22 protein-coding genes and 1 tRNA gene are annotated in these 26,366 nt (G+C 60.1%); 8 read left to right on the top strand and 15 right to left on the bottom strand.

The features are described 5' to 3' along the window. Positions 1–84 precede the first annotated feature (84 nt). A complete protein-coding gene (locus Q1A06_RS11340; protein ID WP_299563318.1) occupies positions 85–1,845 on the top strand; it encodes a sugar phosphorylase in 1,761 nt (586 codons plus the stop codon). Here Q1A06_RS11340 and Q1A06_RS11345 read toward each other — a convergent pair. From Q1A06_RS11345 to Q1A06_RS11360, 4 genes are all read right to left on the bottom strand, one after another. Further along, positions 1,839–3,059, bottom strand: coding sequence for a glycosyl transferase (locus Q1A06_RS11345; RefSeq protein ID WP_299563203.1), 1,221 nt, complete (start codon positions 3,057–3,059; stop codon positions 1,839–1,841). The two genes, Q1A06_RS11340 and Q1A06_RS11345, sit on opposite strands and share 7 nt — an antisense overlap. Further along, positions 3,052–3,873, bottom strand: coding sequence for an HAD-IIB family hydrolase (locus Q1A06_RS11350; protein WP_299563206.1), 822 nt, complete (start codon positions 3,871–3,873; stop codon positions 3,052–3,054). The genes Q1A06_RS11345 and Q1A06_RS11350 overlap by 8 nt, the downstream gene beginning before the upstream one ends. Before the next feature lie 95 nt (positions 3,874–3,968). Then, on the bottom strand, positions 3,969–5,345 hold the full coding sequence (locus Q1A06_RS11355) for an ATP-binding protein (protein WP_299563209.1): 1,377 nt from the start codon (positions 5,343–5,345) through the stop codon (positions 3,969–3,971). Beyond that, a complete protein-coding gene (locus tag Q1A06_RS11360) occupies positions 5,342–6,055 on the bottom strand; it encodes a response regulator (RefSeq protein WP_299563212.1) in 714 nt (237 codons plus the stop codon). Before Q1A06_RS11360 ends, Q1A06_RS11355 begins: the two co-directional genes overlap by 4 nt. A gap of 246 nt (positions 6,056–6,301) precedes the next feature. On the opposite strand from Q1A06_RS11360, the gene Q1A06_RS11365 reads away from it, so the two are divergent. Further along, on the top strand, positions 6,302–6,862 hold the full coding sequence (locus Q1A06_RS11365) for an EF-hand domain-containing protein (protein WP_299563215.1): 561 nt from the start codon (positions 6,302–6,304) through the stop codon (positions 6,860–6,862). Between the two features lie 58 nt (positions 6,863–6,920). Here the strand turns inward: Q1A06_RS11365 and Q1A06_RS11370 are convergent, their stop codons facing one another. The 6 genes from Q1A06_RS11370 to Q1A06_RS11395 form a co-directional block, all read right to left on the bottom strand. Beyond that, on the bottom strand, positions 6,921–7,880 hold the full coding sequence (locus Q1A06_RS11370; RefSeq protein ID WP_299563218.1) for a D-glycerate dehydrogenase: 960 nt from the start codon (positions 7,878–7,880) through the stop codon (positions 6,921–6,923). Positions 7,881–7,884: 4 nt separating this feature from the next. Next, on the bottom strand, positions 7,885–8,046 hold the full coding sequence (locus Q1A06_RS11375) for a hypothetical protein (protein WP_299563221.1): 162 nt from the start codon (positions 8,044–8,046) through the stop codon (positions 7,885–7,887). A gap of 13 nt (positions 8,047–8,059) precedes the next feature. Next, positions 8,060–9,421 (bottom strand): amidase, encoded by a 1,362-nt coding sequence (locus Q1A06_RS11380; protein WP_299563224.1) that lies wholly within the window; start codon positions 9,419–9,421, stop codon positions 8,060–8,062. Further along, complete coding sequence (locus Q1A06_RS11385; protein ID WP_299563227.1) at positions 9,411–10,829, bottom strand: TRAP transporter large permease subunit; 1,419 nt, start codon at positions 10,827–10,829, stop codon at positions 9,411–9,413. The genes Q1A06_RS11380 and Q1A06_RS11385 overlap by 11 nt, the downstream gene beginning before the upstream one ends. Next, entirely contained in the window at positions 10,826–11,410 is a 585-nt protein-coding gene (locus Q1A06_RS11390) for a TRAP transporter small permease subunit (RefSeq protein ID WP_299563230.1), read from the bottom strand. Before Q1A06_RS11390 ends, Q1A06_RS11385 begins: the two co-directional genes overlap by 4 nt. Before the next feature lie 76 nt (positions 11,411–11,486). After that, positions 11,487–12,617, bottom strand: a complete 1,131-nt coding sequence (locus Q1A06_RS11395; RefSeq protein WP_299563233.1) for a TRAP transporter substrate-binding protein — start codon at positions 12,615–12,617, stop codon at positions 11,487–11,489. A 60-nt stretch (positions 12,618–12,677) separates the two neighbouring features. Here Q1A06_RS11395 and Q1A06_RS11400 point away from each other — a divergent pair, with 60 nt between their 5' ends. Both Q1A06_RS11400 and Q1A06_RS11405 read left to right on the top strand, forming a co-directional pair. Further along, the gene (locus Q1A06_RS11400) at positions 12,678–12,977 is read left to right on the top strand and encodes a hypothetical protein (protein WP_299563236.1); all 300 of its coding nucleotides are present in this window, start codon (positions 12,678–12,680) and stop codon (positions 12,975–12,977) included. Positions 12,978–13,016: 39 nt separating this feature from the next. Continuing rightward, entirely contained in the window at positions 13,017–14,498 is a 1,482-nt protein-coding gene (locus tag Q1A06_RS11405) for a pyridoxal-dependent decarboxylase (RefSeq protein ID WP_299563239.1), read from the top strand. Positions 14,499–14,512: 14 nt separating this feature from the next. On the opposite strand, the gene Q1A06_RS11410 is transcribed toward Q1A06_RS11405, so the two are convergent. From Q1A06_RS11410 to Q1A06_RS11420, 3 genes are all read right to left on the bottom strand, one after another. Next, positions 14,513–15,280, bottom strand: a complete 768-nt coding sequence (locus tag Q1A06_RS11410) for a 5-oxoprolinase subunit PxpA (protein WP_299563242.1) — start codon at positions 15,278–15,280, stop codon at positions 14,513–14,515. 81 nt (positions 15,281–15,361) lie between these two features. After that, a complete protein-coding gene (locus tag Q1A06_RS11415) occupies positions 15,362–16,588 on the bottom strand; it encodes a crosslink repair DNA glycosylase YcaQ family protein (protein WP_299563245.1) in 1,227 nt (408 codons plus the stop codon). After that, on the bottom strand, positions 16,588–17,622 hold the full coding sequence (locus Q1A06_RS11420; protein ID WP_299563248.1) for a LacI family DNA-binding transcriptional regulator: 1,035 nt from the start codon (positions 17,620–17,622) through the stop codon (positions 16,588–16,590). Before Q1A06_RS11420 ends, Q1A06_RS11415 begins: the two co-directional genes overlap by 1 nt. Positions 17,623–17,773: 151 nt before the next feature. On the opposite strand from Q1A06_RS11420, the gene Q1A06_RS11425 reads away from it, so the two are divergent. After that, positions 17,774–17,850: transfer RNA gene (locus Q1A06_RS11425), tRNA-Arg, on the top strand. A 927-nt stretch (positions 17,851–18,777) separates the two neighbouring features. After that, entirely contained in the window at positions 18,778–19,758 is a 981-nt protein-coding gene (locus Q1A06_RS11430) for an IS1595 family transposase (protein ID WP_299563251.1), read from the top strand. Positions 19,759–19,941: 183 nt separating this feature from the next. Here the strand turns inward: Q1A06_RS11430 and Q1A06_RS11435 are convergent, their stop codons facing one another. Further along, positions 19,942–20,796: a DUF3800 domain-containing protein gene (locus tag Q1A06_RS11435; RefSeq protein ID WP_299563254.1), complete on the bottom strand. Its 855-nt coding sequence runs from the start codon at positions 20,794–20,796 to the stop codon at positions 19,942–19,944. A 5-nt stretch (positions 20,797–20,801) separates the two neighbouring features. Between Q1A06_RS11435 and Q1A06_RS11440 the strand changes: the two genes are divergently transcribed. Then, the gene (locus Q1A06_RS11440; protein WP_299563256.1) at positions 20,802–20,954 is read left to right on the top strand and encodes a hypothetical protein; all 153 of its coding nucleotides are present in this window, start codon (positions 20,802–20,804) and stop codon (positions 20,952–20,954) included. A 26-nt stretch (positions 20,955–20,980) separates the two neighbouring features. Beyond that, a complete protein-coding gene (locus tag Q1A06_RS11445; protein ID WP_299563259.1) occupies positions 20,981–21,406 on the top strand; it encodes a hypothetical protein in 426 nt (141 codons plus the stop codon). A 36-nt stretch (positions 21,407–21,442) separates the two neighbouring features. On the opposite strand, the gene Q1A06_RS11450 is transcribed toward Q1A06_RS11445, so the two are convergent. After that, positions 21,443–26,347 (bottom strand): Ig-like domain-containing protein, encoded by a 4,905-nt coding sequence (locus Q1A06_RS11450; RefSeq protein ID WP_299563262.1) that lies wholly within the window; start codon positions 26,345–26,347, stop codon positions 21,443–21,445. Between the last annotated feature and the right edge of the window lie 19 nt (positions 26,348–26,366).

Consider the following 26,366-nt stretch of genomic DNA (forward strand, 5'->3'; position numbering starts at 1 on the left):
TATTTGTTCAGACCGGGCCGCAGGGACGGAAACTCTGCGACCGCGTTTGTCTGGCATCGCGAGACGTGGTTATTTGAACGGATGATGCAAAACCTTTCTCCCAAATCCGGACTTCAATCCCTTGGCCAGGCAATCGCGGCGCATGTCGCGCGGGTGTATTCGGCGGTGGACGCGGATATACTGGCGTCACAGATCATCGATGCGTTCTGGCCCGAAGGCACTCACCGGCGCAAGAGGGCGCGCAAGCCTGGCAATACGATGTGGTCGCAGGGGGATGCCCTGTTGATCACCTACGGAAATTCGATCATCGACGGGGCACACAAGCCGCTCGATCTGCTCAACGATTTTCTGCACCGCTACCTGCGCGGCACCGTGAACGGCGTACATGTACTGCCGTTTTTTCCCTACACCTCCGACGACGGTTTTGCGGTGACCGACTTCCGCGCCGTCAATCCACAGCTGGGCGACTGGAGCGACATCAACCGGATCGCGGGCGATTTCAAACTGATGTCTGATCTGGTGCTCAATCATGTTTCAAGCCAGGGCGCGTGGTTCAACGCTTATCGACAAGGACAGGCACCCTACGACCGGTTCTTTTTCGAAGCGTCGCCGGATGATGATCTGAGCATGGTCGTACGTCCGCGCACGACACCGCTGCTGCGAAAGATCGACACGGCGAACGGTCCGCGCCATGTCTGGTGCACTTTCAGCCATGATCAGATTGATCTGGATTTCCGCAATCCGGAAGTACTGCTGGAGTTCTTGCGAATCATCCGGCTGCACATGGCCAACGGTGTGCAGATCATCCGTCTCGATGCCGTCGCCTTCCTGTGGAAAGAACCCGGAACGACCTCGATCCATCTGCCGCAGACCCACGAGATCATCAAGTTGATCCGCCTGCTGAGCAATTATGCCACAGAACCACTGATCCTGTTGACCGAAACGAATGTGCCCAAGACCGAGAACCTGAGCTATTTCGGCAACCGTGACGAGGCGCATGTCATCTACAACTTTCCACTGCCGCCGTTGATTTTGCACGCGATGATGTCGGGGACGGCCACGCATCTGACGAAATGGCAGCGCGCGATGCCGCCCGCGCCGCTGGGATGTGCCTATCTCAACTTCACGGCAAGTCATGACGGCATCGGGATGCGGCCCGCCGAGGGGGTGCTGTCCGCCGAGGATCAAGCCGCGGTCATCGACTGCGTGCGGCGCATAGGCGGGCTTGTTTCCATGCGGGCGCTGCCCGATGGAGGCGAGGCACCTTATGAGCTGAACACGACGTTCTTCGACGCGATGAGCCAGACGTTCGACGGACCTGACGCGCATCACATCGCGCGGTTCATCTGCTCGCAGACCATCGTGATGTCGCTCGAAGGGATACCGGCGTTCTATATTCATTCCGTGCTGGCCACGCCGAACGATCACGACGGTGTGGAAAAGCGCGGGATGAACCGTGCCATAAACCGCCACCGCTGGAACTACGGAGATCTGCGCGCACGGCTTGCCGACAAAAGAACACCGCAAGCCGTGGTGATGGACACGCTTGGCAAACGTCTGCAGTTGCGCAAACGGCAGACAGCGTTTCACCCCAACGCGACGCAGTTCACAGTGTACACCGGCGACGCCCGTGTATTCGGCGTGTGGCGGCAGGGGTTGGACCGACAGCAATCCATCTTTGCGCTGCACAACGTCAGCGCCGATACCATCGCTTTGCCGGTTGCCATGCTCAACCTCATCGCCGACGAGACTTGGGTCGATCTGTTGTCAGGCGAGCCGGTGGGAGAGGGGGATATCCTTCTGGCTCCTTATCAGTGCCGCTGGATCAGCAATAGCGGTCACTGATACTCCGCCGCGTCGGCGGCTGCGGCGGCGTGCATGTCGCGCAGAAATTTCGGATCAGCGGCGTGCACGCGGTTCCATGTCGGGATGAACGGGGTCTCGTGCGGGTTCTCCAGAAACGTCTGACCGGCCCGCATGATGCTGTCGGCAAAAAGCTCGATCGAGGCTTCCTCGGAATGTCGGTCCACCGTCAGGCCGTTCATCTGTGCATCGGTGTAATAGGCCTCAAGAAGGTCCAGCGCATTGCGATAATAGGTTGCCTTGAGCGTGCGGAAGACGTTGTTGGTGAACACGGTGCCATCGGCGGCCAGCTTGCGAAAGATCGCCTTGCAGATATCGACGGACATCCGGTTCAGCCCGGTGTTCGCATCCTCGGGGCTCAGTTGCTGGTGCTTGTGATCGTAGGAATCCGCGATCTCCACCTGGCATACCGCCTTGGGCGCCAGATTGCGCCATGCCTCTGACAACACGCCGATTTCCAGGCCCCAATCCGACGGAATCCGCAGATCGGGCAGGATGTTCGCGCGCATCGCGAATTCGCCCGACAGCGGATAACGGAAGCTGCGCAGATAATCGAGGTAATCGCGGTCTCCGATGACGCGCTTGAGCGCGATCAGCAGCGGGCTGACCAACAGGCGGCTGACCCGCCCGTTCAGCTTGTCGTTGCCGACGCGGGCGTAATATCCCTTGGCCACCTGATAGGGAAATGTGGGATTGGCAACCGGATAGATCAGACGTGCCAGCATTTCGTTGGTGTAGGTCAGGATGTCGCAATCGTGGATCGCCATGACCGAGGTATCTTCGCATCCGATCAGATAACCCATCGACGTCCAGACGTTCTTGCCCTTGCCCTGTTCGGTGGGCGCAAGGCCAAGATTCTTCAGACGCTCTTCCAGCGCCAGCATGCGTGGGCTGTTGTTCCAGATTACGATATGGTTCTGGTTGAGCCCTTTAAAAAATTTGCGCGCGTGCCGGAACTGCGCTTCGTCCGCGCGGTCCAGCCCAATGATGATTCGGTGCAGATACGTCACCTTGGCAAGCTCGGCCAGGATATTTGGCATCGCTTCCGTTTCCAGCTCTGAATAAAGACAGGGCAGGATGAGCGACATCTTGCGGGTCGGCGCGAATGTCTCCAGCTCGTACGTCATATCGTCGAGTGCGCGCGTGCGCAGGTTGTGCAGGGTTGCGATGTTGCCGTTCTGGTGAAAATCAACCATGCGGTTCTTCCTTGATGTGATCGAGACGGTCGAGCAGGGCCAGCATCGCGCTGTTCCAGCCGACCGGCCCTGCTTGGGTGGTCCTGATGATACGGCCTGCTGCCTCTCCGTCCAACGGGGGCAGCGGATCGCGGTGCGGATTGGCGACGATAATACCGAAATCTGCCGCCTCGACCATCTCGATGTCGTTTGGCGCGTCTCCGAGTGCCGCGGTACGGGCCGGGCGGAAATAGGCGACGATATCTGTCATGCGGTCCGCCTTTGTCATGCCGAAAGACAGCGTGAGAAAGCGACCCCCTTGTCGTGCGGCAATGTGCTGTTGCCCCAGTGCGGTGGAGAATTCGGATAGGCTGGCATCGTCTCCCAACCACAGGCCCGGCTCCGAGAATGCGCGATTTCTGGCCAGCCTCGCCGCAGTTAGGGAGAGACCGGTTGCCTCCGCGACGGCCTCGTCCGACATATCTCCGAAGCCGCGAAAGAGGCTGCGCAGATGGTGCGGCAGAGTATCGAGCCTCTCGCGCAGCGCGGTATATTCCTCTTCGCTCGGCGCAGCGTTCGGCATCCCGATCAGCCCGGCGCCGTTCTCGACAATCGCGGGGACGCCCGCGAGGCCCAGATCGGACTGAACGGCACGGATCTCCGCTTCGGTCTTGCTGCTGGATAGAATGACCGGAGCGCCGATTGCCTTGAGGCGGCGCAACGCCGGCGCGGCAGAGTCCCATTGATAGGTGTCATGATCAAGCAACGTACCGTCGAGATCCGTAAAGACGAGAAGTGGGCAGGGCAGAGGCATCCCGCGAGTTTCCCCGAGCATTGCGCGTCCAGCAAGAGGGAAGATGCGGATTCCCCTGGATCAATGCAAGTTTCTGATGCAGAGCGCTCGGCAAACGGGCAGTTTCGATATCTGTGTCAGTTGCCAGACAGCGGCAGGGATACCTTTGCCCGCAACCCGCCGCCCGCCCGGTTTTCCAGTGCAATCGTCCCGCCGTGGCCTGCGATGATGGTGCGCGTGATCGACAGACCCAGCCCCGCACCGCCAGTATCGAGGTTCCGGCTCGTATCGCCGCGCACGAACGGCTGGAACATATCCTCCAACCGGTCGGGTGCGATACCGGGGCCGGTATCGTCGACTGTGACAAGCGCATCGGTACGTGTCGCTGCAAGCGTGACAGACGCCGCGCCGCCGTACCGCAAGGCGTTGTCGATCAGGTTCCCAATGGCCCGACCGAGGCCCACGGGGCGACCGGTAATCTTGGGGAGGGCCTGTGCCTTAAACTGCGCACCGCGTTCGGCGCACAGCGGGGCGAGCAGCGCATCGAGGTCTACCTCGACTTTCTGTTCCCCATCGTGTCCTTCGCGCGCATAGGTGACAAGGCCGGCGGCCATAACGGTCATTTCGTCCAGCGCCCGGATCATCGCTGTACGCTGCTCTTCGTCCTCGACCATTTCCGCGCGGATGCGCAGGCTGGTCATCGGTGTGCGCAAATCGTGACCGACCGCAGCGAGCATACGCATGCGTTCAGCGTCGAATTGTGAAATTTCGGACTGCATCGCGTTGAAGGCGCGCGCGGCCTCGCGCATTTCTCGCGCCCCGGTTTCAGGCGCTTTGGCGGTCCTGTCGCCTTGTCCTGCCGCGCGGGCGGCTTGCGCCAATGCGCCCAGCGGTCGCGTCAACCGGCGCACGAAAGCCAGACCAACGCCCAGCACACAGATGAGCGAGACACCCAGAACCAGCAGGAAAACCTCGCTTTCGATCCCCGGCGGGCGTGTCGCCCGTCCGCGCGAGACCATGTTAAGCCATTGTGTACGGGCACCTTCCGGACCCGCCAGCGCGATGGAAACGGCGATCACCGTGCGCGCGTCGTGGTGGCTGCCTCTGTCAGCGCGGTCATCGCCAACATCATCCCTGCGGGCGCCCACACGGATCGCGGCGCGCACGTCCCGGTCGGGCAGTGCCGCAGCCAGCTCGGCGGTGAGGGAGGCGGATGCCTTATCGCGCGCCGTCGCGCTGACAATCGGTTCCGGTCTAACGTCCACGCGGGACAGGCGGGTGGAGCTGTCTCGTGCGATGCGGCGGCGCAGTTCGGGTGCGGCAGCCTCGATCGCGGGCAAAAGCGAGACGATCCGTTCCACCTCACGGGACTGAAACGCGTCGCGATCAAGCCGCTGCCGTTCGACTGTCATCAATCCCAAAGCAACCAGATTGGCCACGACCAGCGCGACGGTGAGCAGAAGCGTGAAACGGCTCGCCAGACCGTCGGGCCGCCATTTCGAAAGGCCGTTCACATGTCCACCACATCCGCAGCCAGCATGTAGCCACCGCCCCATTCCGTTACGATCAGGCGCGGCGTTGACGGATCTTCTTCGAGCTTGCGTCGCAGACGGCTGACAGTGTTGTCGATAGCGCGGTCATACGCCTTTGCATCGCGGCCCGCCGTAAGGTCGAGCAGCCGCTGCCGGCTCAGAACAGTTTTGGGATGGTCCAGCAGCACCGCAAGCAGCCGGTTCTCGCCTGAGGTCAAGGCCACAGCGCGCCCGTCGCTGTGTTCAAGTTCTTGCGTCGTGGGGTCGTGGCGCCACCCCGCAAACACACGCACACCGGTCATCTGCCGGGACTCGACCACCGGCGCGCGGCGCAGAACGGCGCGGATACGTGCCAAAAGCTCGCGCGGATTGAACGGTTTGACGACATAGTCGTCGGCACCAAGCTCCAACCCGACGATCCGGTCCGTCTCATCGGTCATCGCCGTGAGCAGGATTACCGGCGGGCCGCCCTGTGCGACGATCCAGCGACACAGGCTCAGCCCGTCTTCGCCCGGCATCATGATGTCGAGAACGACAAGCGCAAGGTTTGCCTCGTCGATAATCCGGCGCGCCTCGCCCGCGTTCGCGGCAAGCTGCACACGCAATCCCTGTTTGCGCAGGTACTGGCCCAGCGGCTCGCGGATATCGCGGGCGTCGTCAACGATCAGGATCTGGGGCTCTGACGGGTCCAAGGGGTATCTGCTTTCGTATTCGGGTGTTTGTACCTCCGTTTAACAACGGATCGGAGGGCTTTGGCCAGCGTTGGAAAGACGTATCGGTCAGTTGTTTGTCGCAAATTGTGTCAGGGGCGGCTGCGGCGACAGTTCGCGACAATACCACGCGCATACTGACACACATTCTGACGTACAATGGTCCATATGAGGTACATCGGAGGCAACAACGTCTTCGCCACTCACTTCCAATCAAAGGATGATGCAATGAAAAATTTCAAATTTCTCCCCATCTGGGCCGTCTCTCTGGGCCTGATCGTCTCTGCCGCCGCAGTGGCAAGCGCGCAAGACACCGCCACATCCACCGATCAGCCAGCGGCATCGGAGCAGCCCGTTTCAAAGCAGGACGGCGCGCGCGGTGATCGCAAAGGGCGCGATGGCCACGGTGCACATCACCGCAAGGGCAAGCATAAAGGGGGCATGGGCCGTCACCATGGCGGTAGCGAAATGTTCCGCACGCTGTTCGGCCAGGTCGATGCCGATGGCAATGGTGCCGTGACGCAGGAAGAAATCGACAACTTCCGCGCGGCTAAAGTCGGTGAAGCGGACGCCTCCGGTGACGGCGCTCTGAGCATCGAAGAGTTCGACACCCTGTACCGCGAATTCACCCGCAGCCGGATGGTTGACATGTTTCAGAAGATGGACGCCGATGGTGACGGTGTGATCAGCGACGCGGAAATGGACAGCCGTTTCGGCGGTGTGGTTGATCGCATGGACCGCGACGATGACGGCGCTCTGACGCTGAAGGACCGCGGCCGCCGCGGCTGATCCCGCACCGGCATTGCACAGCAGGCGGCACGGGGAACACCCCCGTGCCGCCCTTCGTTCAGACCGGGTCCAACGACGGTTTCCCGGCGAAAAAAGCGTCAAGATTATCGAGCGCCTTGAATCCCATTGCATCGCGCGTCCTGACGGTCGCACTGCCGACATGCGGCATCATCATGATGTTGTCATGGCGGGCAAACGCGGGGTTGCCACCGGGTTCGGTCGCAAAACAATCAAGGCCAGCGGCACCGATATGCCCCGCCTCGACCGCTTGCAGCAACGCAGTCTCGTCGATCAGATTGCCGCGCGCGGTGTTCACAAGTACGCATCCTTCGGGCAATCGGGCAAGACGGTCGGCGTTCATCAAGCCGGTGGTTTCCGGCGTCGCGGGACAGTGCAGCGACAGAAAATCGGAGACGGCCAGCAAATCGTCGAGGGTGTCGTGATAGATCGCACCAGCTTCATCCTCCGGGGTAAGGCGGTTGCGGTTGTGATAGTGTATTTCCATATCGAACCCACGCGCTTTGCGCGCAAAAGCCCGCCCGACGCCACCCATTCCGATAATACCGAGTCGCGCGCCGGTGATCTGTTTGCCTACCAGAAAGGCGGGCGACCAGAAGTCCCAGTCACCGGACCTGACTACGCGGTCTCCGGCGACGGCATGACGGGCCGCCCCCAGCATCAGCATCATGGCCAGCTCCGCCGTCGCGTCCGACAGGACGCCCGGCGTATTTGTCACAACGATTCCGCGTGGTCCGAGCGCGGGCAGATCGCAGTGATCGACCCCGACGGAATGGTTCGCCACGATCTTCAACCGAGGATCAAGCCGGGCCACCACATCCGCGCTGAAGTGTTCGGAGTGGCAGGGGATGATGCCATCCACCTGCCCGCTCATCGCAATGATGTCTTCTGCGCCGCCGGGCGCATCAGCGGCATCCCAGATTACTTCGTAATCCCGCCGCGCCCGCGCCATCGTGGCATCGGACAGGGTTCTGGTGATCCAGATGACCGGCTTTGTCATGATATCAATCCCGGTTGTTGCTGCTGGAGGTGACGAAATCATACGCCACGAATCCCAGCGTCACGACGATGATGATCACCAGATCGGGGCTGGGCACCTTGAAAGCGAGGATCAGCAGAAACGCCGCGAGCGTAATGAAGGCGAATAGTGCAAGAAATCGGTTCATGTCGTTTCGTTCCTCATTGTGATGTCCCATCGGCCCATTGAAAAAGCCACTGTGCCGTTCGCATCAGTCGTGCGTCGTCATTGCGTGCGCCGACCAGCTGCACACCCATCGGCAGGCCTTCTTGAGACGTGAGCAACGGCAGGCTGATGCAGGGTGTACCGCAGAACGTCCACAGCCCGTTGAAGATCGGATCGCCGGTCGTCTCCAGCCCCGGTGGGGCGGGTCCGGTTGCCGCAGGGCACAAGATTGCGTCGCAGCGGCTCAGCATTTCATCCAGCGCGGCGTTCAGCAGTTTTGGCAAGTCGCAGGCGGACAGGTAATCGCGCGCGACGATGCGGTTCCCCTGCTCGATGGCGTCGCGTGTCACCGAACCAAGCGCGTCTTTCGTGTCGCGCCAGTAGGGATAGTAGTGGTACGACATCTCGGCGAAGTTGATCAGTTTGCGCTGTTCCGCCGCGTCTGCAAAAATCTGGGGCAGGGGCATTTCGAACGCCTGCTCGCCCAAGGTTTCTGTGAGTTCGGCAAAGGCCTCCTTAAGTTGCGGATCGGCGGTATCCCAGCCGGGTGGTCGCACAAACCCGAACACGGGTGCGAGGGGCGGTTTGGAGGTCGCAGCGGCATGAAGCGCCGGTGCAGGGTGCAGACCGGTTGCGGGATCATCCGCGTGATGTCCGAACAAGACTTCGGCGAGCAGGGCGGCACCCGCAGGATCGCTGGCGAAAACGCCGACGGTGTCGAGCGTCGGGGACTGCGGCAGGATCCCGTGGCGGGGGATCGCGCCAAAGGTCGGCTTGTACCCCGTCACCCCGCAAAAGGACGCGGGCCTGATGACAGAGCCACCGGTTTGTGTGCCGATGGCCAGCGGCACCATGCCATCGGCCACGGCGGCGGCGGAGCCTTGCGATGACCCGCCTGGCGTATGTGCCAGATTGTGCGGATTGGCGGTCTTGCCCGGATGCATGAAGGCAAGTTCGGTCGTGACTGTCTTGCCCATGATGATCGCGCCTTCCATCTTTAACCGCTCGACTATGAATGCATCATGAAGCGGGACACGCCCCGCATCTCGGCTGCACCCGTTTTCCGTCGGAATCCGGGCGGTATCGATAACGTCTTTCAGGCCCACCGGCAGACCGTGCAAGCGCCCCAACGGGCGCCCGGTGCGGCGATAGGCATCAAGCGTGCGGGCCTGCGCGCGCACGAATTCAGGATCGAACCACGCCCATGCCCCGACATCCGCCTCGCGCGCCTCGATCCGCGCGATGTAGCTTTCGACCAACTCGAGCGCATTCAGCGCGCCGGAAGCCAGCCTGTCGCGCAGCAGTGTGACGCTTGGCGATACGGCCAATGCGTCCTTTTTGATCGGCTCAGCGCCCATAGAACAGCTCCGGCAGATAGAAGACAATCGAGGGGAAGACATACATCAGAACCATCGAAAGTATGACGCAAAAGAGAAACGGCATGACCCCTGAAAAGATCTGCGTCAGTTTAAGCTCCGGTGGCGCGATTCCTTTCAGGTAGTACGCAGACATGGCCATCGGCGGCGTGAGAAAGCTGGTCTGGAGGTTGAGCGCGACGAGGATGCCGAAGAACAGCGGATCAATATCGAACACGGCCAAGAGCGGCAGGAAGATCGGCACAAAAATGATGATGATCTCTGACCATTCGAGCGGCCACCCGAGCAGGAAAATGATCAGCTGTGCGAGAATCAGAAACTGGATCGGCGTCAGATCAAGCGATTGAACGAACTCGGAAATAACGTGTTCACCGCCGAGATAGGAGAACACCGCCGAGAACGTATAGGAGCCGACGAACAACCAGCACACCATCGCTGTCGTGCGCAGCGTCAGATAGACACTTTCACGCATCCGCTGCCATGTCATTGCGCGGTAGATGAACGCGAGGAAAATCCCGCCCAGAGCCCCGATAGACGCAGCTTCGGTGGGTGTCGCGAGGCCGAAAAGAATCGAACCGAGCACCGCAAAGATCAGGAACGCCAGCGGCACAAAGGACGTGATGATCATCCAGATCAGCTTGCCCATCGGCACGTCGGGAACTTCCTCCGCCGTGGGACGCGGTGCAGATGAAGGTTGCAGGATGGACCGCCCGATGATGTAGACGAGATAGAGACCGACGAGCGTCAGACCGGGCAGCAGCGCGGCGGCATAAAGCCTGACAATGGAGACGTTCGTAGCCGCAGCGTAGACGATCAGCATGATCGACGGTGGGATCAGAATGCCCAGCGTACCGCCCGCACAGATGATACCTGCGGCAAAGGAGGGGTCATAGCGCGCCTTGAGCATCGCAGGCAGCGCGAGAAGGCCCATCAACGTGACGACGGCACCGACGATCCCGGTTGCGGTGGCAAAGAGCGCGCAGGTGATCAGCGCGGCAACGCCCATCGAGCCGGGCACATTCTTTGACGCGACGTTGAGCGTGGTAAACAAACGGTCAACGATGTTCGACCGCTCGACGATGTAGCCCATGAACAGGAACAGCGGCACCGCCGTCAGCACCTCGTTCGACATGACGGTGAATGTCTGGTTCACGAATAAATCGAATATTCGATTGTTGTAAAACCCCTCCAGCCAGGTGGACCATTGTTCCCATTGCCCCGCTGTTTCATCGAGGCGGTCAAAGCTGCGCCACATGCGCCGGGCATCAAAATAGGCGTAGTAGCCAAATCCGATGCCCATCGCCATGAGTGTGAAAGCAATCGGAAACCCGAGAAAGACGAAGGCGATGAACAGCCCGAGCATCATCAGGGCAATTTGCGGATCAGTCATGTGATGTGGTCTTTCTCGGCCATGTTGGCTTCGCGCATCAGAAGGTCTTCGGTCTCGAACACGTCTTCGTAGGCTTCGACCCAATAGTTGTCCCTGATAGCGATGATGCAGCGGCAGACCTGTGCGATACCTTGGATAAATAGCAAAATACCCGCAGCGACGATCACCGCCTTGAACTGGAAGATCGGCACGCCCGCCGGGCTGTTGACCGACACCTCGCCGTATTGCCAGGACCGTGCCGCGTATTTCCATCCGGCGAGGATCAGCGCGGTGACACCGGGAAAGAAGAAGATGATGTAAAGGACAAGATCAATCTTGCCCTGTGTCCTGGGTTGCAGGAGGCGGTACAGGAAATCACCGCGCACATGTCCGCCGCGCGACAGGGTATAGGCGCCCCCCATCATGAACAACGTGCCGTACATGATGAACGACACATCCAGTGCCCATGCCGTCGGATTGTTCATGACGTAGCGGACGAACACTTCGTAGCCCGTGCCGATGGACATCAGCAGAATAAGCCAGGCGAACGCTTTCCCGAACCAAGCAGAAAGGTTATCGGCGAACCGAATGAATGAGATCATGATGCTCCTGTGCCTCGCATGGGACCCCCGGCACGCATAGCGCCGGAGGTCGCTTCAGTTGGCTTCGCGGCCGCGATCAGAGTTTGATCTTGCCGGGGAAGTAGTGCTCGTAAGCAAGGCCGTAATCCGGTGTGTTCATCAGTTCGTAGTACGACACGCGGCTGACCCACTCGCGCTGGCTGTCGAGGGTCCTTTTCATGAACGGATCCGCTTCGAGTTCCGGAATCAGCTCGTCCCACGCCTTGAGTTGCGCGTCGAGAATTTCCTTGGAAGTGCGGTGTACCGTGACGCCTGCTTCGTTCTGGAGGAACTGCAGATCGGCGGAATAGCGGTTCATCGCCTTTGCCGTGTTCGCCGTTGACGCCGCCTCAACACCGTATTTCAGAATCGCCTGAATGTCGGGGTCGAGATCCTCGAGGAAAGTCTTGGAGAACAGGAATTCGAAGCTTTCGGACGCCTGATGATATGAAGACAGATAGTAGTTCTTCGCAACGTCTTGTGCGCCGAAATCCTTGTCCGAGGACGGGTTGTTGAACTCGAACGCGTCGATCACCCCCCGCTCCATCGCCGGGACGATCTCGCCACCGGGCAGCTGGGCGACGGACATGCCGAGTTTCGCCATCAGATCGGCGGCAAGGCCGACCGTGCGGTATTTGAAACCTTGCAGATCGGCAACGGTGTTCACCTCTCCCTTGAACCAGCCGAACGGTTGCGCGAACATCGGAAAGCCCATGTAGCCGACGATATCGAGACCCATGACGTCCTGCGTCAGCTCGTTGTAAAGCTCCTGACCGCCGCCTTCGTAGAACCACGACAGCATCGTCGTCGCGGAGCCGCCGAAAACCGGGCCGGTGCCGAACAGTGACGCGGCCTTGTTCTTTCCGTACCAGTAGACGGGCACCGAGTGCGCCGCGTCGATCAGACCGTCGTTAACGGCATCGAGCACCTGAAACGCCGCAACCACGGCACCGGCGGGCAGCACGTCTACCTTGACGCGGCCACCTGACATTTCCTCGACGCGCGTGGCGTAGTCACGGGCGAAATCCTGCCAAATGTTCGCATCGTTCCAGGATGTTTGCATCTTGATTACAATCGGCGCTTGGGCAAGCACGGCGGGCGCGGCAAGCATGCTGCCGGTCGCAGCACCCCCCGCCACAACCGATTTCGTCATAAACGAACGGCGGTTGAAGTTCTTGTTGGCTGTCATTTTTTCTCTCCTCCCAGAGTGGTCGCGCGGCGATGCACTTGAAAACTCATCTGCCGCAGCTTGGGAAACAGTAACGCCAATTTTTATTTTGGCAAGAAATCCCCGGCCGCCCGCATCCATGAATGCGATACATCCGCGCGAGGGATAAGCCCGCAAGAGCTTGATTTCATTTCGCCTTCCCGGTTCGGCGTTTCCTGCGCCATGCTCAGGGCGGTGCGTCGTCTTGTCGGCGGCAACAGTCCGAAGAAGCAGGATCTAGCCAATTCTGCGGTTGATCGGGGTGGTTTTATCAGCATCGTACGGCAGGTGCCGCCGACGCACATTCGATCCGCGAATTGCGGATCTTCTGCATTTGGTTAAGGTCACGAAATTCTTGCTAAGCCCGACGAAGGACCCGCGATGACATCTGAGAACACGGACAAGACCGACCTGGATCCGGTCGCCTGGGACGATTTTCGCGCGCAGGCGCACGCGCTGCTCGATGCCTGCGTCGATCAGCTTTCCAAGGCGCGGGACCTGCCTTGGCAGCCGGTTCCCCAGTCCGTGCGCGACAGCTATGCACTGCCCGACGATGGCACCGGAACTGCGACCGATGCGCTTGTTGCGACCTTGCGCGATTCGATCCTGCCCTACGCCACCGGCAACACCCATCCGCGTTTCTTTGGGTGGGTGCACGGCAGCGGCATGGCCGAAGGGATTCTGTCAGAGATGGTTGCGGCCACGATGAACGCCAATTGCGGCGGTCGTGATCACGGAATGGTATACGTCGAACGTGCGGTGATCGACTGGACCCGACGGCAGATGGGCTTTCCCGATACGGCGTCGGGCGTGTTGGTGACGGGGACGTCGCAGGCGACTGTCATCGCTCTTTCGGCGGCGCGGCTTCGGGCGTTGGGCGCGCAGGTGCGCCGGAAAGGGCAGACAGACCAAAGGTTGATCGCCTATGCGGGGGCGGGTGTTCACAATGCGACGACGAAAGCGATCGAGCTGTTGGGGATTGGCACCGACAACCTGCGCCTGTTGCCGGAACGTAGCGAGGGTATAGATATCGCCGCCCTTCGCGCGCAGATCGTACGCGACCGTGCCGATGGCGCCATTCCTTTTGCACTGATCGGAACGGCGGGATCGGTTGATCTGGGCCGCTACGACGATCTTGACGCGTTGGCCGACGTTGCCGCTGCTGAAGACCTCTGGCTGCATGTGGATGGTGCATTCGGGGCGTGGACCCGGCTGGCCGATGCGCCCTGGCGTGCTTTGTCGGACGGCATCGAACGGGCGGATAGCCTTGCCTGCGACTTTCATAAATGGATGTACGTGCCCTACGATTGCGGTCTGGTTCTGATCCGCAACGAGGAAGAGCACCGCGCGGCCTTTGCGGCGCGCCCATCGTATCTCGCGCCGCTGACCGAAGGGCTTGCGGGCGGTGATCCGTGGTACTGCGACTACGGGATCGACCTCTCGCGCGGCAATCGCGCGCTCAAGGTCTGGACGGCGATCCGCGCGCACGGGGCGCAGAAACTTGGCGCTGCGATCTCGGCCAATTGCCGCGCCGCCGCGCACATGGGCGCATTGGTGGAGGCCACGCCCGGCTTGGCTTTGGTGGCACCGGTCGTCTCGAACGTGGTGGTGTTCAGCGCCGACGATACCCTGAGCGCCGAGGACCAGAGTGAGTTAAACAAGAGCATCGCGCAGCGGCTTCAGATCGCGGGAGAAGTCGTCTTTTCGACCACTCTGGCGGACAGGCCGTCGGGCGAACGCGTCACCTGCCTGCGGGCGGCGATAACCAACCACAGAACCACGCCCGATGACATCGAGCTGTCGATCGCCGCCGTTAGAAGGGCAAAAGAGGCAGGCACACCCGAAACGCCGCATAGCGAATAGCGTAAGATCAGGCCTCAGCTGCGCCCTTCGAAGGTCTGCACGGTGATGCCCGCCGATTCAAGCGCACGCCTGACCGATTGGGCGATGTCGACGGCGGCGGGTGTATCACCGTGCAAGCAGATCGTATCGATGGATGCGGTGATGTGCTTGCCGCTTTCTGTGATGATCGCGCCGGCCTTGACCATCTCGACCATCCGTTTGCCGGCCACGAGCGGATCATGAATGACGGCCCCCTCTTTCGACCGATCTACCAGAGTGGCATCGTCGTTGTAGGCACGATCGGCAAAGATTTCTCCGGCCCAGGTGCAGCCTAGCTCCTCCACCGCCTGCTGGTGGGCGGTGGCGGCAAGTATCATGATGATCAGGTCAGGATCCACCGACAGCGCGGCGTCATAGAGATCGCGCGCCAAAACGGGATCCTCCGATGCCATGTTCGACAGCGCACCATGCAATTTCAGGTGCCGCACGTGTCCGCCAACGGCGCGCGCCATGCCAACGCTGGCGGCGACCTGATAGCGGACCTGATTTTGCAGCGTGGCGCGCGGGACCGACATGCGGTTTCGCCCGAACCCTGCCAGATCCATGAACCCCGGATGCGCGCCAATCCCTACACCGTTGCGATGCGCGAGAGCCATCGTACCTGCCATCGTATCGGCGTCTCCGGCGTGTCCGCCGCAGGCAATGTTCGCCGATGTGACGGTTTCGAGCAAGGCGCGATCGTCACCCATTCTCCAGGCGCCAAAGCTTTCGCCCATGTCTGCGTTAAGATCCACGCGCATCATTCGTTCGACTCCCTGTGAGGCCCGGTTTGTGTGGCAGAGTGTGTGCATCAGATCAATCCTACCCTGTCGTACCGGACCGGTTCAGAACCTGTGCGTCGCCGCGTCGCGCAGCCAACCGCTTTCGAATTCGACCCGTGAAACATCGGCAAGGCGCCTTACCCGCTCCAATTCCGCCCGCAACGCCGCGACGCTCCCCTTGCCCCAGACGACACCTCGTTCCGGCCATAGTGCCCGCACGCGCAAGCAATCTTCGGCGCGAAATGCTTTCATGTCGATGCGCCCGACGATCCGGTCGCCCTGCAGCAGCGGGAACACGTAGTACCCGTAGACGCGCTGCGCCTCCGGCACGAACACCTCAATTCTGTAGTCAAAGCCAAAGAGGGCCCTTGCACGTTTGCGGTCGCGCAGCGCGGGATCGAACGGGCTGAGGACGCGCAACCGGGATGGCGGCGAAATATTTATGGCGGGATCATCCGCGAGACCGGGCCGCGCCAGAACGCGGCGTCGGGTACCGTCGGCGGTGATCAGGTCAATCTCTTCGATCTCTCCACGTGCCAGCGCGGCCGCGCACCATTCGCGCGATTCCGCCGCCGTTACATGCGCCCAGAAGGCGGCGATTTCGCCCGATGTCGCAAAGCCGAGCCGGTCGAGCGCCCCGGCGCAGCACCAGTCGATCGTTTCCGCCCGGTCCGGTGCCGCATCGGCGCCCCGGTGCCGCGCGTCCACCACCCGTTCGGTCAGGTCGTAACGTTTCCGAAAGCCCTCGCGCCGCACCACATGTAACACACCACTGCGCCACAAATATTCAAGCGCGGTCTTCGACGGATGCCAATCCCACCATCCCCCCGACCCGCGCTTCTCACTCCTGCCCACGTCAGACGATCCGGTCGGGCCGTGCGCACGAATGTGATCCATGACGCTTTCGATCTGCGCCTCGAACCCCGCCCGTCGGCCATCGCGCCAGTGGCCAAGCAGGCGCGCCCCGTCGCGTTCGCGGCGCAACTGCCACATGGGATAATACACCATCGGGATCATGGCGGCATCGTGGGTCCAATGCTCGAACAGGGCCCCGTCGCGTTCGTACAGTTTTTTCAGGTCTCCGGGTCGGTACCGGGGCTTGCGCGCAAACAGGATAAGATCGTGCGCACGCGCGACCGTGTTGATGCTGTCTAGTTGCACAAATCCAAGACGCTTGATGATGTCGAGCAGCGCCGTGCCGGAAACCTCACCCTGCGGTGGATCGGATAGCGCGTGGCGGTCAAGAAATATGCGCCGGGCCGCACGGTTGAACAGCGCCGGGCGCGCCATCAGCGCCGTCTGCGGCGCAGCGTATCCCCCAGCGAGAGCGTCGGCTTCATCGTGATCAGGCGCGACGCCTCTGTATCCGGCTCAGGCTCGCAGTCGTTCAGGATGATCCGCGCGGCAGCCATCCCGATTTCTTTTCGGCACGCGTCGGTCGTGGCAAGCTGTCTGGGAAGACCTTTCAACAATTCCACGCCGTTGAAGCCGGCAAGCCCGATCTTGCCGGGAATATCGACATCCGCTTCGAGCAGATGCAAAAGCCCTCCAGCCCCGATCATATCGTTTGAGAAATAGAGAAAATCCAGATCGGGTGATCGTTCCAGAATATCGCGCGTCATCTCGCGCCCCTTCAACAGCGCCGAACTGCCCGAATAAAACGCGCGGTCTTCGATCTCGATACCTTCCTTGGCCAGCGCTTCGGTAAACCCTTCGAACCGCTTGCGGGCGCGATGATCAAGAGGCATCTTCGTGCCGAGGAAGCCGATCCGCTCATAGCCTTCGCGCAGGATCGCCTTGGCCATGTCGCGTCCGGCTTGCCGGTGCGAAATGCCTACCATCGCATCGACCGGATTACCGTCCACGTCCATTATCTCGACCACGGGAATGCCTGAATTGATCAACATGGCACGCGTCGCATCAGAATGCTCAAGCCCCGCGATGATGACACCCGAGGGCCGCCACGATAGCATCTCGTAGAGCACCCTTTCTTCTTTTTCCGGCAAATAATCGGTGACACCCACTACCGCCTGCAACGGTGTATCGTCGAACGCAAGGTTGATGCCGTTGAGTACTTCGGGGAACACCATGTTTCCCAGCGACGGAATGATCACCGCCACCAGATTGACCCGCTGCGACGCAAGAGATCCGGCAATCTGGTTTGGCACGTAGCCCAGTTCTTTGGCGGCTGCGAGTACGCGCACCCGGGTCGCCTCGGAAACGTCTCCGCTTTTGCGCAGGACACGGCTGACGGTCATTTCGGAGACGCCACAGGCTTCTGATACATCGCGCAGGGTGAGGGGGCGTTTGTGCGGCGTGGCCAAGGGCAGCGCTCCTGTTGAATTGCTTCGGTCAGGCTATCCCAAAGATTATCGCCTGCGCAAGCACGCCACGCCGACCCCCGCAATCAGATTATGCTCAAAGACCCGCAAACCCCTTGGCCACACCGAACGAATTGCGTTAGACACTCTCCGTGGCCCCGTGGCTCAACTGGATAGAGCAGCCCCCTCCTAAGGGGCAGGTTGCAGGTTCGAATCCTGCCGGGGTCACCAACAGAATATAGCTTACTCGTGACCCTGTCTGAAAGAATTTGTTACGTCGGAACGAAACTTGGTACGTTACTAAGTTCAACGGTTAAGGTAGCCTGAAGGTCGATCAAAAGGCGTCACACCTTGGCGGAAGATGTCTGTCAGAAACACCTCCCTTGATAAATGTAAGTATTTGAGGGACAATTTTACCGGGAGGGGGAAATTGAATAAAAGGGGCGCGCCCACCCCCTCACTCTTTTGCGTTTCCTAAGTTGGAATGTATTTTAAGAAGCCGCAAAATTTCGGCGCTATTTTGGAGCTTAGAGATTAAGCTTCGGGAAGGACATTAAGTATGACTCAACCTGTGAAGCCTACTTTTGAAGAGCACAAAGGCAAGTTGATTGAGGGGGCTAACTAGGAAGTGTTTTCTAAATTTAAATATGTATAGCGTATACATGAATGGGTTAGTCGGGCAAATAAAGCAGAGAGATTTAGCAAAATTACTTTCTCATATCGACACCATAGAGGGGAAATATGTCTCCGGACGGGAGCGATTTTGTGGAGCTAATCAAGTTGCCGATGTAGATCTGAAATATAAATCTTTATAAAGCGTATTTAATGAACTTTACCGAAAAAACGTGCTTTGGATCAGGAAATGGAACGCAGCCGATCCGTTTATGTTCTGTCTTCCCGGATGTCAGGCAATAATAGGCGATTGACTTCGCACAAGGCTAATTTGTAGGTACATGGATGGCCCTAAGTTTCTTTGTGACGAGCTCACTGAGTTTTGTGAAGCAGAACCTTTCTGGTGTACCATGCATGGCATTTCCGTTTTTAACAAGATTTAGAAGACTTAAATGGAGACGGCCTTCCTATATTTAGGTGATTATATATTTGACAAACCCAGCACCAAAGCGTAGATTAATCTCAACAGCTTAGAGGTGTTTTCCAATGTCCGTTCTTTCCGCCCCCTACATGCACGACGAAGCCGCAGCGTTTAAGCACGTTGAGGCTATGCTTTGGGGTGACGCACCGATCTGCGCGCATTGTGGCGTTGTGGATAGCGCCTATCCGCTTACAGGCGTTCGCACCAAGCCATCCGTAAAGAACCCAGAAGGCAAAGAGCGTCACGGCCTGTGGAAGTGCCGCGAGTGCCGCAAGCAGTTCACTGTGCGCAAGGGTACGATATTCGAGGAAAGCCACCTGCCGCTGCACCTGTGGCTGCAAGCCATTCACCTTATGGTATCCAGCAAGAAGGGCATCAGCAGCCACCAGCTTCACCGCGTTCTGGGCATTACCTACAAGTCTGCATGGTTCCTGACGCACCGCATCCGCGAGTGTATGCGTGATGGTTCCCTTGCTGGTTTTGGCAATGATGGCGGTATCGTGGAAGTTGACGAAACGTTCATCGGCAAAGAGCCGGGTGTCGTTAAGCATCCAAAGGCCCGTGGCGGCTCTCACAAGATGAAAATGCTCACGCTGGTGGATCGCACTACCAAGCGCGCAAAGTCCATCGTCATTGATGATCTGAAAAAGACAACGCTGATCCCGATCCTGCGCGCCAACATTGCCAAGGAAGCCTATGTCATGACAGACGAAGCGCGCCAGTACGAAGGCATCGGCGCAGGCAAGGTGTTTGATGCGCACGGTTGGACGAACCACAGCGCAGGCGAGTATGTGAACCTTGAGGATCGCGAGATGCACACGAACACAGTCGAGGGTTTCTACAGCATCTTTAAGCGCGGCATGAAGGGCGTGTATCAGCACTGTGGCAAGCAGCATCTCCACCGCTATGCAGCGGAGTTTGATTTCCGTTACAATAACCGCATCGCCAATGGTGTTGACGATGTTGAGCGCGGCCAGATTGCGCTGCGCGGCGTAGTCGGTAAGCGTTTAACATACCGACGGACTGACGAAGCGACAGAACACTAAATCTTGATGGATTCACTTTCCTAGTGACAGATTCTACAAGATATGCGAAGATTCAGTGCGTGGGATACGTCGGAACCACCTCTTGCGGTCGCCTTTTGTGAGTGATTTGCGGGCCATCAAACGGTTGCACAATGGATTGCAGCCTATCGTTGTTAGCCAAACAGAGGCCGAGGCCCACGCGCTTTACAAAGTACTATAGCCGAAATGCTTAAAGATTTCTTTCTGGTCTTCCGACAGCCTTAGATCGTTTGGATTTGTCGGCTGAAGTGCCAGCCCAAAATCCGCCACGACATTCCGCTCCTTTGCCATGATCGGTTCCAGCACTTTAGCGTGTCTAGTTTCCCACCTTCGTGCGCTCGTCTCTACTGATTGATAGAAGGCGCTGGCCACAATGTCGGCAAGTTGCAACCCTGCGTTTTGTTCGTGGGGAACATAATCTACAAGATTGAACCGCAAAACTTGGTGCCTAAATTCACGCTTGTTCAGTAGAGTTGAGCCACCCGCAGCTTGGCGCTTCAGAATTTCCCAATATGCTTTAGTTTGCGAATAACTGTGACCCCCGCGTTGGCTAAAAATGACACGAAGTGGTCGCGGCTTACCAAAGTGCTTCAGCGAGTCCTTGAGGCACATTTCTGTTGCACGCTCCATCAGCAGAGGGACACAATAATTGTAATACCATTGCTTGCCGTTGCGGATCGCTGCGCGGCTATTTTGGTGCCCTTTCATGTTCAACTTGTGAGAGCACACGACAAACGCCTTAACGGGCAGTCCAGCAAGATATGCGCAAGCAGCATCCTTTTTGGTTGGACTCAACTTTCTATAGTGAAGTGCTGGCCCTTGGGTCGCGTCAATCTGCTGTCGCAAGCCTTTCACCCAGTCTACTGCCTTCGCTTCGTAGTTGGAACGTGTTAGAAACCCACCGATGACCAGCCATTCACTAGCACCATTTGGATCGACTGGTTTAACCTTAGCCAAGCCGTCATCGCCAGCTTCGTCGATATAGAGTATGTATTCGTAAGGTTCTGATAGAATGGACATTCAATATGAAAACACCTGACGCCAAAAAGAGTCAACTCGAACGCTTCAAAGAAGCCGCCCGCGAGTTAGAAACGGACGACGACGAAGCGAAGTTCAACGAAAAACTGGGCAAGCTGGTGAAGCAGAAGACTAAACCCGACCCCAAAGAGCGTGGATAACACGACAGGCGGCCTCTAGGTCGCTCATGCGCCGCGCATTTGCGTTTGGCGCTTGGAATACCTCACCATGCCTAACATCCACGGCCATACAAAGCCTGTTTGCAGGGGTTCGAGGCGGCTTCAAGCGCCTGACGCACCACTTCCGTCTCTGTTTTGGCACCGGTGATCCGCATGAGTTTCTCGGCAAGATCATCGATTTCATCGACGCTCTTCTTTTACAGAATGCGGCCGTGCAGGGCCAGAACCACAGCGATCACCACGCCCAGCAGGACGCAGACCAGCGCAAGGGTTATTGCTTGCCAGATCACTTGCGGAGCGGAGCGGTCTTGAAGCCGCGCCGTTTCCACGGCCAGTTGCGGGACCGTCTCACGCTGAAGCCGGTTCAGGTCATTGCATTCATCGGTCATTCTCGTCAGCGCCCGTTACGGCGACGTATTGATGTCTTCTTCTGACCTTTCCCGCCGATTGCGAGCAAGCCATAAACCGCATCAGAACTGCATATCGAACCCGAGGCTCAACCCATAACTTTCGAAGCCGTTCGCACCGATACCGTCATAATAGGTTGCGGCGGTGAAACTTTGGCCTGCTGGCATCGTGCGGTTAACGCCCAGCTCGACCCGCGCCCTGCCGCCTTCGTAGTCGGGTGTTACGGTTGAGGCGAAGCCGCTGCCACTTGTATGTGACCAGATTCCCGAGAAACCGCTCAAAAGTTCCAGTTCGCCTGTGCTGACCGGCATCATCATGCTGAAATCCATACCGATCTCGATCTGGCCGAGTCCGATACCCTGTTCGGGAATGGCATTGCCCAGACTGTCCATATAACTGTGTTGGTCATCGGTAGTATAGGACGCGTCCATGAACGGAGTCACGGTGGTCACGCCGTAGGAAAGTTCTCCGGCGACTTTCAGCTGTGCCAGCATACGCGTCGTGTCGAAGCTGTCCTCATAGGTTCCAAAGGGGGAAATCCTGTTGCTGGTCTCGCCATAGAGCAGGCGGCCCTCGAAGTAGAGCGGTTGGGTGGTACCCCGTGCAATGAAGTATGGCCCGACCATCCAGCCCGTACCGCTCACCGAGGACACGCCGGTGTCTTCACTCAGATGATCGAACTGAAGCATCGCGCCTACCAGGAGGTTTCCTCTTATGCTCCGGTGGCTGCCCAAGGCGCCGAACACATATTCACCTTTGCTGTCTCCATCGTTCGTCCAAGATCCGCTCATCTGAGCCCAGACCGGATAGTTCGTGCCGGTTGCAAAGTCAAAATTGCCGGACCCTTGCGTTGCTGCAAAGCGGAAACTTCTCTGAGATGTGTCTGACAGGAACGGTATAAGACCAGGCTGGTTGCGGATCAACTGGTTGGCCCGGGTCTGCATATAGGACGCAATAAGTTCCTGTGTCCGTTCCACTGTGAAATCTTCGATCATGATCTGGTTGGATGCCAGATTGCCGTTTCCGGCGGCATCTGTGGCGACATTGGCGGGGATGGAAACCTGGATATCGCCGGTTCCCGACGCGCGCAGCATTGTCACATAGGATGCGCCGCCGCCACTCAGCCCGGTTACCGTGGCATTGGTGGTGCTGATGTCATCCGCCACGAAGCCTGTAACGCTTTCCGAGAATGTGACTGTGACTGAGAACGGCCTGTCGCCCGCAAGGGTGTCGGGCGCTCCGGAAATGCGGACAGTTGGAGCGGTCCCGTCAAAAACGGCACTGACCGTGTTCGAGGCTTCGTTGGCGTTGCCCGCAGCGTCGGTAAATGCGCCTGTGGCAACGGAAAGGGACACGGTACCATCAGCGTCCGGGGTCAGTGTCGCGCTATAGTTGCTTCCCGAGCCGGTAAGGGTTGCAGTTGCATTTTTCAGGGTCAGATCGGTGACGCCGAAGTCGGTGCTGTCCTCGGACAGGGTGATCGCCGCAGTATAAGCCCGATTGGTGGGTCCACTCAACGCGCCGACAGAGATTGTCGGCGGGGTATCGTCACCAACAAAGTCGACAGTCGCACTGGCGGAGACATTGCCCGCGGGGTCCGTGGTGACAAGTGTAATCACCCCCGATTGCTGCGGCGTATCTGAGGTCATGGCGAACGTTCCGGTGTCGGTATTCGCCGTCACACTCCGGGTGCTGCCATCGGGGAACGTTATGGTAAGGGTGCTGTCCGGCTCCGCAGTGCCGACAAGATCGACGCGACCGTCCGGAGTGGCAGTTAGTGTTACCACGACCGGCGCATCCGGAGGTGTCGTATCCGTCACGGTCACCACAAAGGTCTGTTGCGTCGCTTCATTGTCCGCGCTGTCCTGAGCATCGACGAATACGGTCGTGGCGCCGACTGGAAAGTCATAGGGGCTGGCGATAACCGTCCCGTCGATCGAGAAGACCGGAAGAATAGTCTCGCCGGAATTGTCGGTGATCGTTGCGGTCAGCACGACTGAAGCCGTATTGCCGTCCGCATCTGTGTCCACTGCAATATCTGCAATATCTGCAATGACAGGCGGTTCTGTATCCGCCGGGGGGGTGACGGTCACGGTGACGCTGTCTGCGGGCGAAGGATCGAAACCGTCGTTGACGATCAGCTCGAAGGTCAGCGTGGCGTCGGCATCGCCGATGGCCAGCGTGGGAGCGGTGAAACCGGGCGCTGCGGCGGTGGCATCCGAGAGGGTGATGGTGGTACCTGCGGTCTGGGTCCAGACGTAGGTCAAGGTCTGGTCCGCATCGTTTGCATCCGAGCCGGTGCCGTCGAGTGTGACGGAGGCGGCGGAGGCGACGGCTTGATCCGAGCCTGCATTTGCGGTCGGCGCGGTGTTGCCGGGGGCGGAGACGGTGACGGAGACGCTATCGGCGGGCGAGGGATCGAAACCGTCGTTGACGATCAGCTCGAAGGTCAGCACCACATCGGCATCGCCGACGGCTAGGGTCGGCGCGGTGAAGCTGGGGCTGCCGGTGCTGTCCCCGGTCAGGGTGACGTCGGTGCCGCTGGTCTCGGTCCAGGAGTAGGTCAGGGTCTGGCCCGCATCGTTTGCATCCGAGCCGGTGCCGTCGAGCGTGACGGAAGCGGCGGAGGCGACGGCTTGATCCGGGCCCGCCTCTGCGGTCGGCGCGGTGTTGCCGGGGGCGGAGACGGTGACGGAGACGCTCTCGGCGGGCGAAGGATCGAAACCGTCGTTGACGATCAGCTGGAAGGTCAGCACGACGGGCGAAGCACCTACGGCCAGTTCCGGCGCGGTGAAGCTGGGGCTGCCGGTGGTGTCCCCGGTGAGGGTGACGCCGGTGCCGCTGGTCTCGGTCCAGACGTAGGTCAGGGTCTGGCCCGCATCGTTTGCATCCGAGCCGGTGCCGTCGAGTGTGACGGAGGCGGCGGAGGCGACGGCTTGATCCGGGCCTGCATTTGCGGTCGGCGCGGTGTTGCCGGGGGCGGAGACGGTGACGGTGACGCTATCGGCGGGCGAGGGATCGAAACCGTCGTTGACGATCAGCTCGAAGGTCAGCACCACATCGGCATCGCCCACGGTTAGGGTCGGCGCGGTAAAGCCGGGGCTGACGCTGCTGTCCCCGGTGAGGGCGACGCCGGTGCCGCTGGTCTGGGTCCAGGCATAGGTCAGGGTCTGGTCCGCATCGTTTGCATCCGAGCCGGTGCCGTCGAGTGTGACGGAGGCGGCGGAGGCGACGGCTTGATCCGAGCCTGCATCTGCGGTGGGCGCGGTGTTGCCGGGAGCGGAGACGGTGACGGTGACGCTATCGGCGGGCGAGGGATCGAAACCGTCGTTGACGATCAGCTGGAAGGTCAGCACGACGGGCGTATCGCCCACGGCCAGTTCCGGCGCGGTGAAGCCGGGGCTAACGGTGCTGTCCCCGGTGAGGGTGACGCCGGTGCCGCCGGTCTGGGTCCAGACGTAGGTCAGGGTCTGGCCTACATCACCCGCGTCCGAGCCGGTGCCGTCGAGCGTGACGGACGCGGCGGAGGCGACGGCTTGATCCGGGCCTGCCGCTGCGGTCGGCGCGGTGTTGCCAGTGGCGGAGACGGTCACGGTGACGCTGTCGGCAGGCGAAGGATCGAAACCGTCGTTGACGATCAGCTGGAAGGTCAGCACGACGGGCGTATCACCTACGGCCAGTTCCGGCGCGGTGAAGCCGGGGCTAACGGTGCTGTCCCCGGTGAGGGTGACGCCGGTGCCGCCGGTCTGGGTCCAGACGTAGGTCAGGGTCTGGCCCGCATCGTTTGCATCCGAGCCGGTGCCGTCGAGTGTGACGGAAGCGGCGGAGGCGACGGCTTGATCCGGGCCTGCCGCTGCGGTCGGCGCGGCGTTGCCGGTGGCAGAGACGGTGACGGAGACGCTGTCGGCGGGCGAAGGATCGAAACCGTCGTTGACGATCAGCTCGAAGGTCAGCACGACGGGCGTATCGCCCACGGCCAGTTCCGGCGCGGTGAAGCTGGGGTTAACGGTGCTGTCCCCGGTGAGGGTGACGCCGGTGCCGCTGGTCTGGGTCCAGGCGTAGGTCAGGCTCTGGCCCGCGTCGTTTGCATCCGAGCCGGTGCCGTCGAGCGTGACGGCGGCGGCGGAGGCGACGGTCTGATCCGGGCCTGCATTTGCGGTGGGCGCGGTATTGGCGGGGGCGGAGACGGTGACGGAAACGCTGTCGGCGGGCGAAGGATCGAAACCGTCGTTGACCACAAGATCAAAGGTCAGCACCAGATCAGCCGCGCCGATGGCCAGGGTCGGCGCGGTAAAGCTGGGACTGACGCTGGTGTCCCCGGTGAGGGTGACGCCGGTGCCGCTGGTCTGGGTCCAGGTATAGGCCAATGTCTGGCCTACATCACCCGCGTCCGAGCCGGAGCCGTCCAGCCTGACGGATGTGGCGGCGTCGACTTCTTGATTGAGGCCCGCATTCGCGGTGGGCGCGGTATTGGCGGGGGCGGAGACGGTGACGGAAACGCTGTCGGCGGGCGAAGGATCGAAACCGTCGTTGACCACGAGCTGGAAGGTCAGCACCACATTGGCAGCACCGACGGCCAGGGTTGGCGCGGTAAAGCTGGGGCTGCCGGTGGTGTCCCCGGTGAGGGTGACGCCGGTGCCGCTGGTCTGGGTCCAGGCATAGGTCAATGTCTGGCCTACATCACCCGCGTCCGAGCCGGAGCCGTCCAGCCTGACGGATGTGGCGGCGTCGACTTCTTGATTGAGGCCCGCATTCGCGGTGGGCGCGGTATTGGCGGGGGCGGAGACGGTGACGGAAACGCTGTCGGCGGGCGAAGGATCGAAACCGTCGTTGACCACGAGCTGGAAGGTCAGCACCACATTGGCAGCGCCGATGGCCAGGGTCGGCGCGGTAAAGCTGGGACTGACGCTGGTGTCCCCGGTGAGGGTGACGCCGGTGCCGCTGGTCTGGGTCCAGGCATAGGTCAATGTCTGGCCTACATCACCC

It is taken from the genome of uncultured Sulfitobacter sp. (genome assembly GCF_947497275.1).
Lineage (GTDB): Bacteria > Pseudomonadota > Alphaproteobacteria > Rhodobacterales > Rhodobacteraceae > Sulfitobacter.

Coding starts and splice junctions, on each gene's coding strand:
- Q1A06_RS11340 (WP_299563318.1), top strand. CDS start 85: ATGCAAAACCTTTCTCCCAAATCCGGACTTCAATCCCTTGGCCAGGCA.
- Q1A06_RS11345 (WP_299563203.1), bottom strand. CDS start 3,059: ATGGTTGATTTTCACCAGAACGGCAACATCGCAACCCTGCACAACCTG.
- Q1A06_RS11350 (WP_299563206.1), bottom strand. CDS start 3,873: ATGCTCGGGGAAACTCGCGGGATGCCTCTGCCCTGCCCACTTCTCGTC.
- Q1A06_RS11365 (WP_299563215.1), top strand. CDS start 6,302: ATGAAAAATTTCAAATTTCTCCCCATCTGGGCCGTCTCTCTGGGCCTG.
- Q1A06_RS11370 (WP_299563218.1), bottom strand. CDS start 7,880: ATGACAAAGCCGGTCATCTGGATCACCAGAACCCTGTCCGATGCCACG.
- Q1A06_RS11375 (WP_299563221.1), bottom strand. CDS start 8,046: ATGAACCGATTTCTTGCACTATTCGCCTTCATTACGCTCGCGGCGTTT.
- Q1A06_RS11380 (WP_299563224.1), bottom strand. CDS start 9,421: ATGGGCGCTGAGCCGATCAAAAAGGACGCATTGGCCGTATCGCCAAGC.
- Q1A06_RS11385 (WP_299563227.1), bottom strand. CDS start 10,829: ATGACTGATCCGCAAATTGCCCTGATGATGCTCGGGCTGTTCATCGCC.
- Q1A06_RS11390 (WP_299563230.1), bottom strand. CDS start 11,410: ATGATCTCATTCATTCGGTTCGCCGATAACCTTTCTGCTTGGTTCGGG.
- Q1A06_RS11395 (WP_299563233.1), bottom strand. CDS start 12,617: ATGACAGCCAACAAGAACTTCAACCGCCGTTCGTTTATGACGAAATCG.
- Q1A06_RS11405 (WP_299563239.1), top strand. CDS start 13,017: ATGACATCTGAGAACACGGACAAGACCGACCTGGATCCGGTCGCCTGG.
- Q1A06_RS11410 (WP_299563242.1), bottom strand. CDS start 15,280: ATGATGCGCGTGGATCTTAACGCAGACATGGGCGAAAGCTTTGGCGCC.
- Q1A06_RS11415 (WP_299563245.1), bottom strand. CDS start 16,588: ATGGCGCGCCCGGCGCTGTTCAACCGTGCGGCCCGGCGCATATTTCTT.
- Q1A06_RS11430 (WP_299563251.1), top strand. CDS start 18,778: ATGTCCGTTCTTTCCGCCCCCTACATGCACGACGAAGCCGCAGCGTTT.
- Q1A06_RS11435 (WP_299563254.1), bottom strand. CDS start 20,796: ATGTCCATTCTATCAGAACCTTACGAATACATACTCTATATCGACGAA.
- Q1A06_RS11440 (WP_299563256.1), top strand. CDS start 20,802: ATGAAAACACCTGACGCCAAAAAGAGTCAACTCGAACGCTTCAAAGAA.
- Q1A06_RS11445 (WP_299563259.1), top strand. CDS start 20,981: ATGCGCCGCGCATTTGCGTTTGGCGCTTGGAATACCTCACCATGCCTA.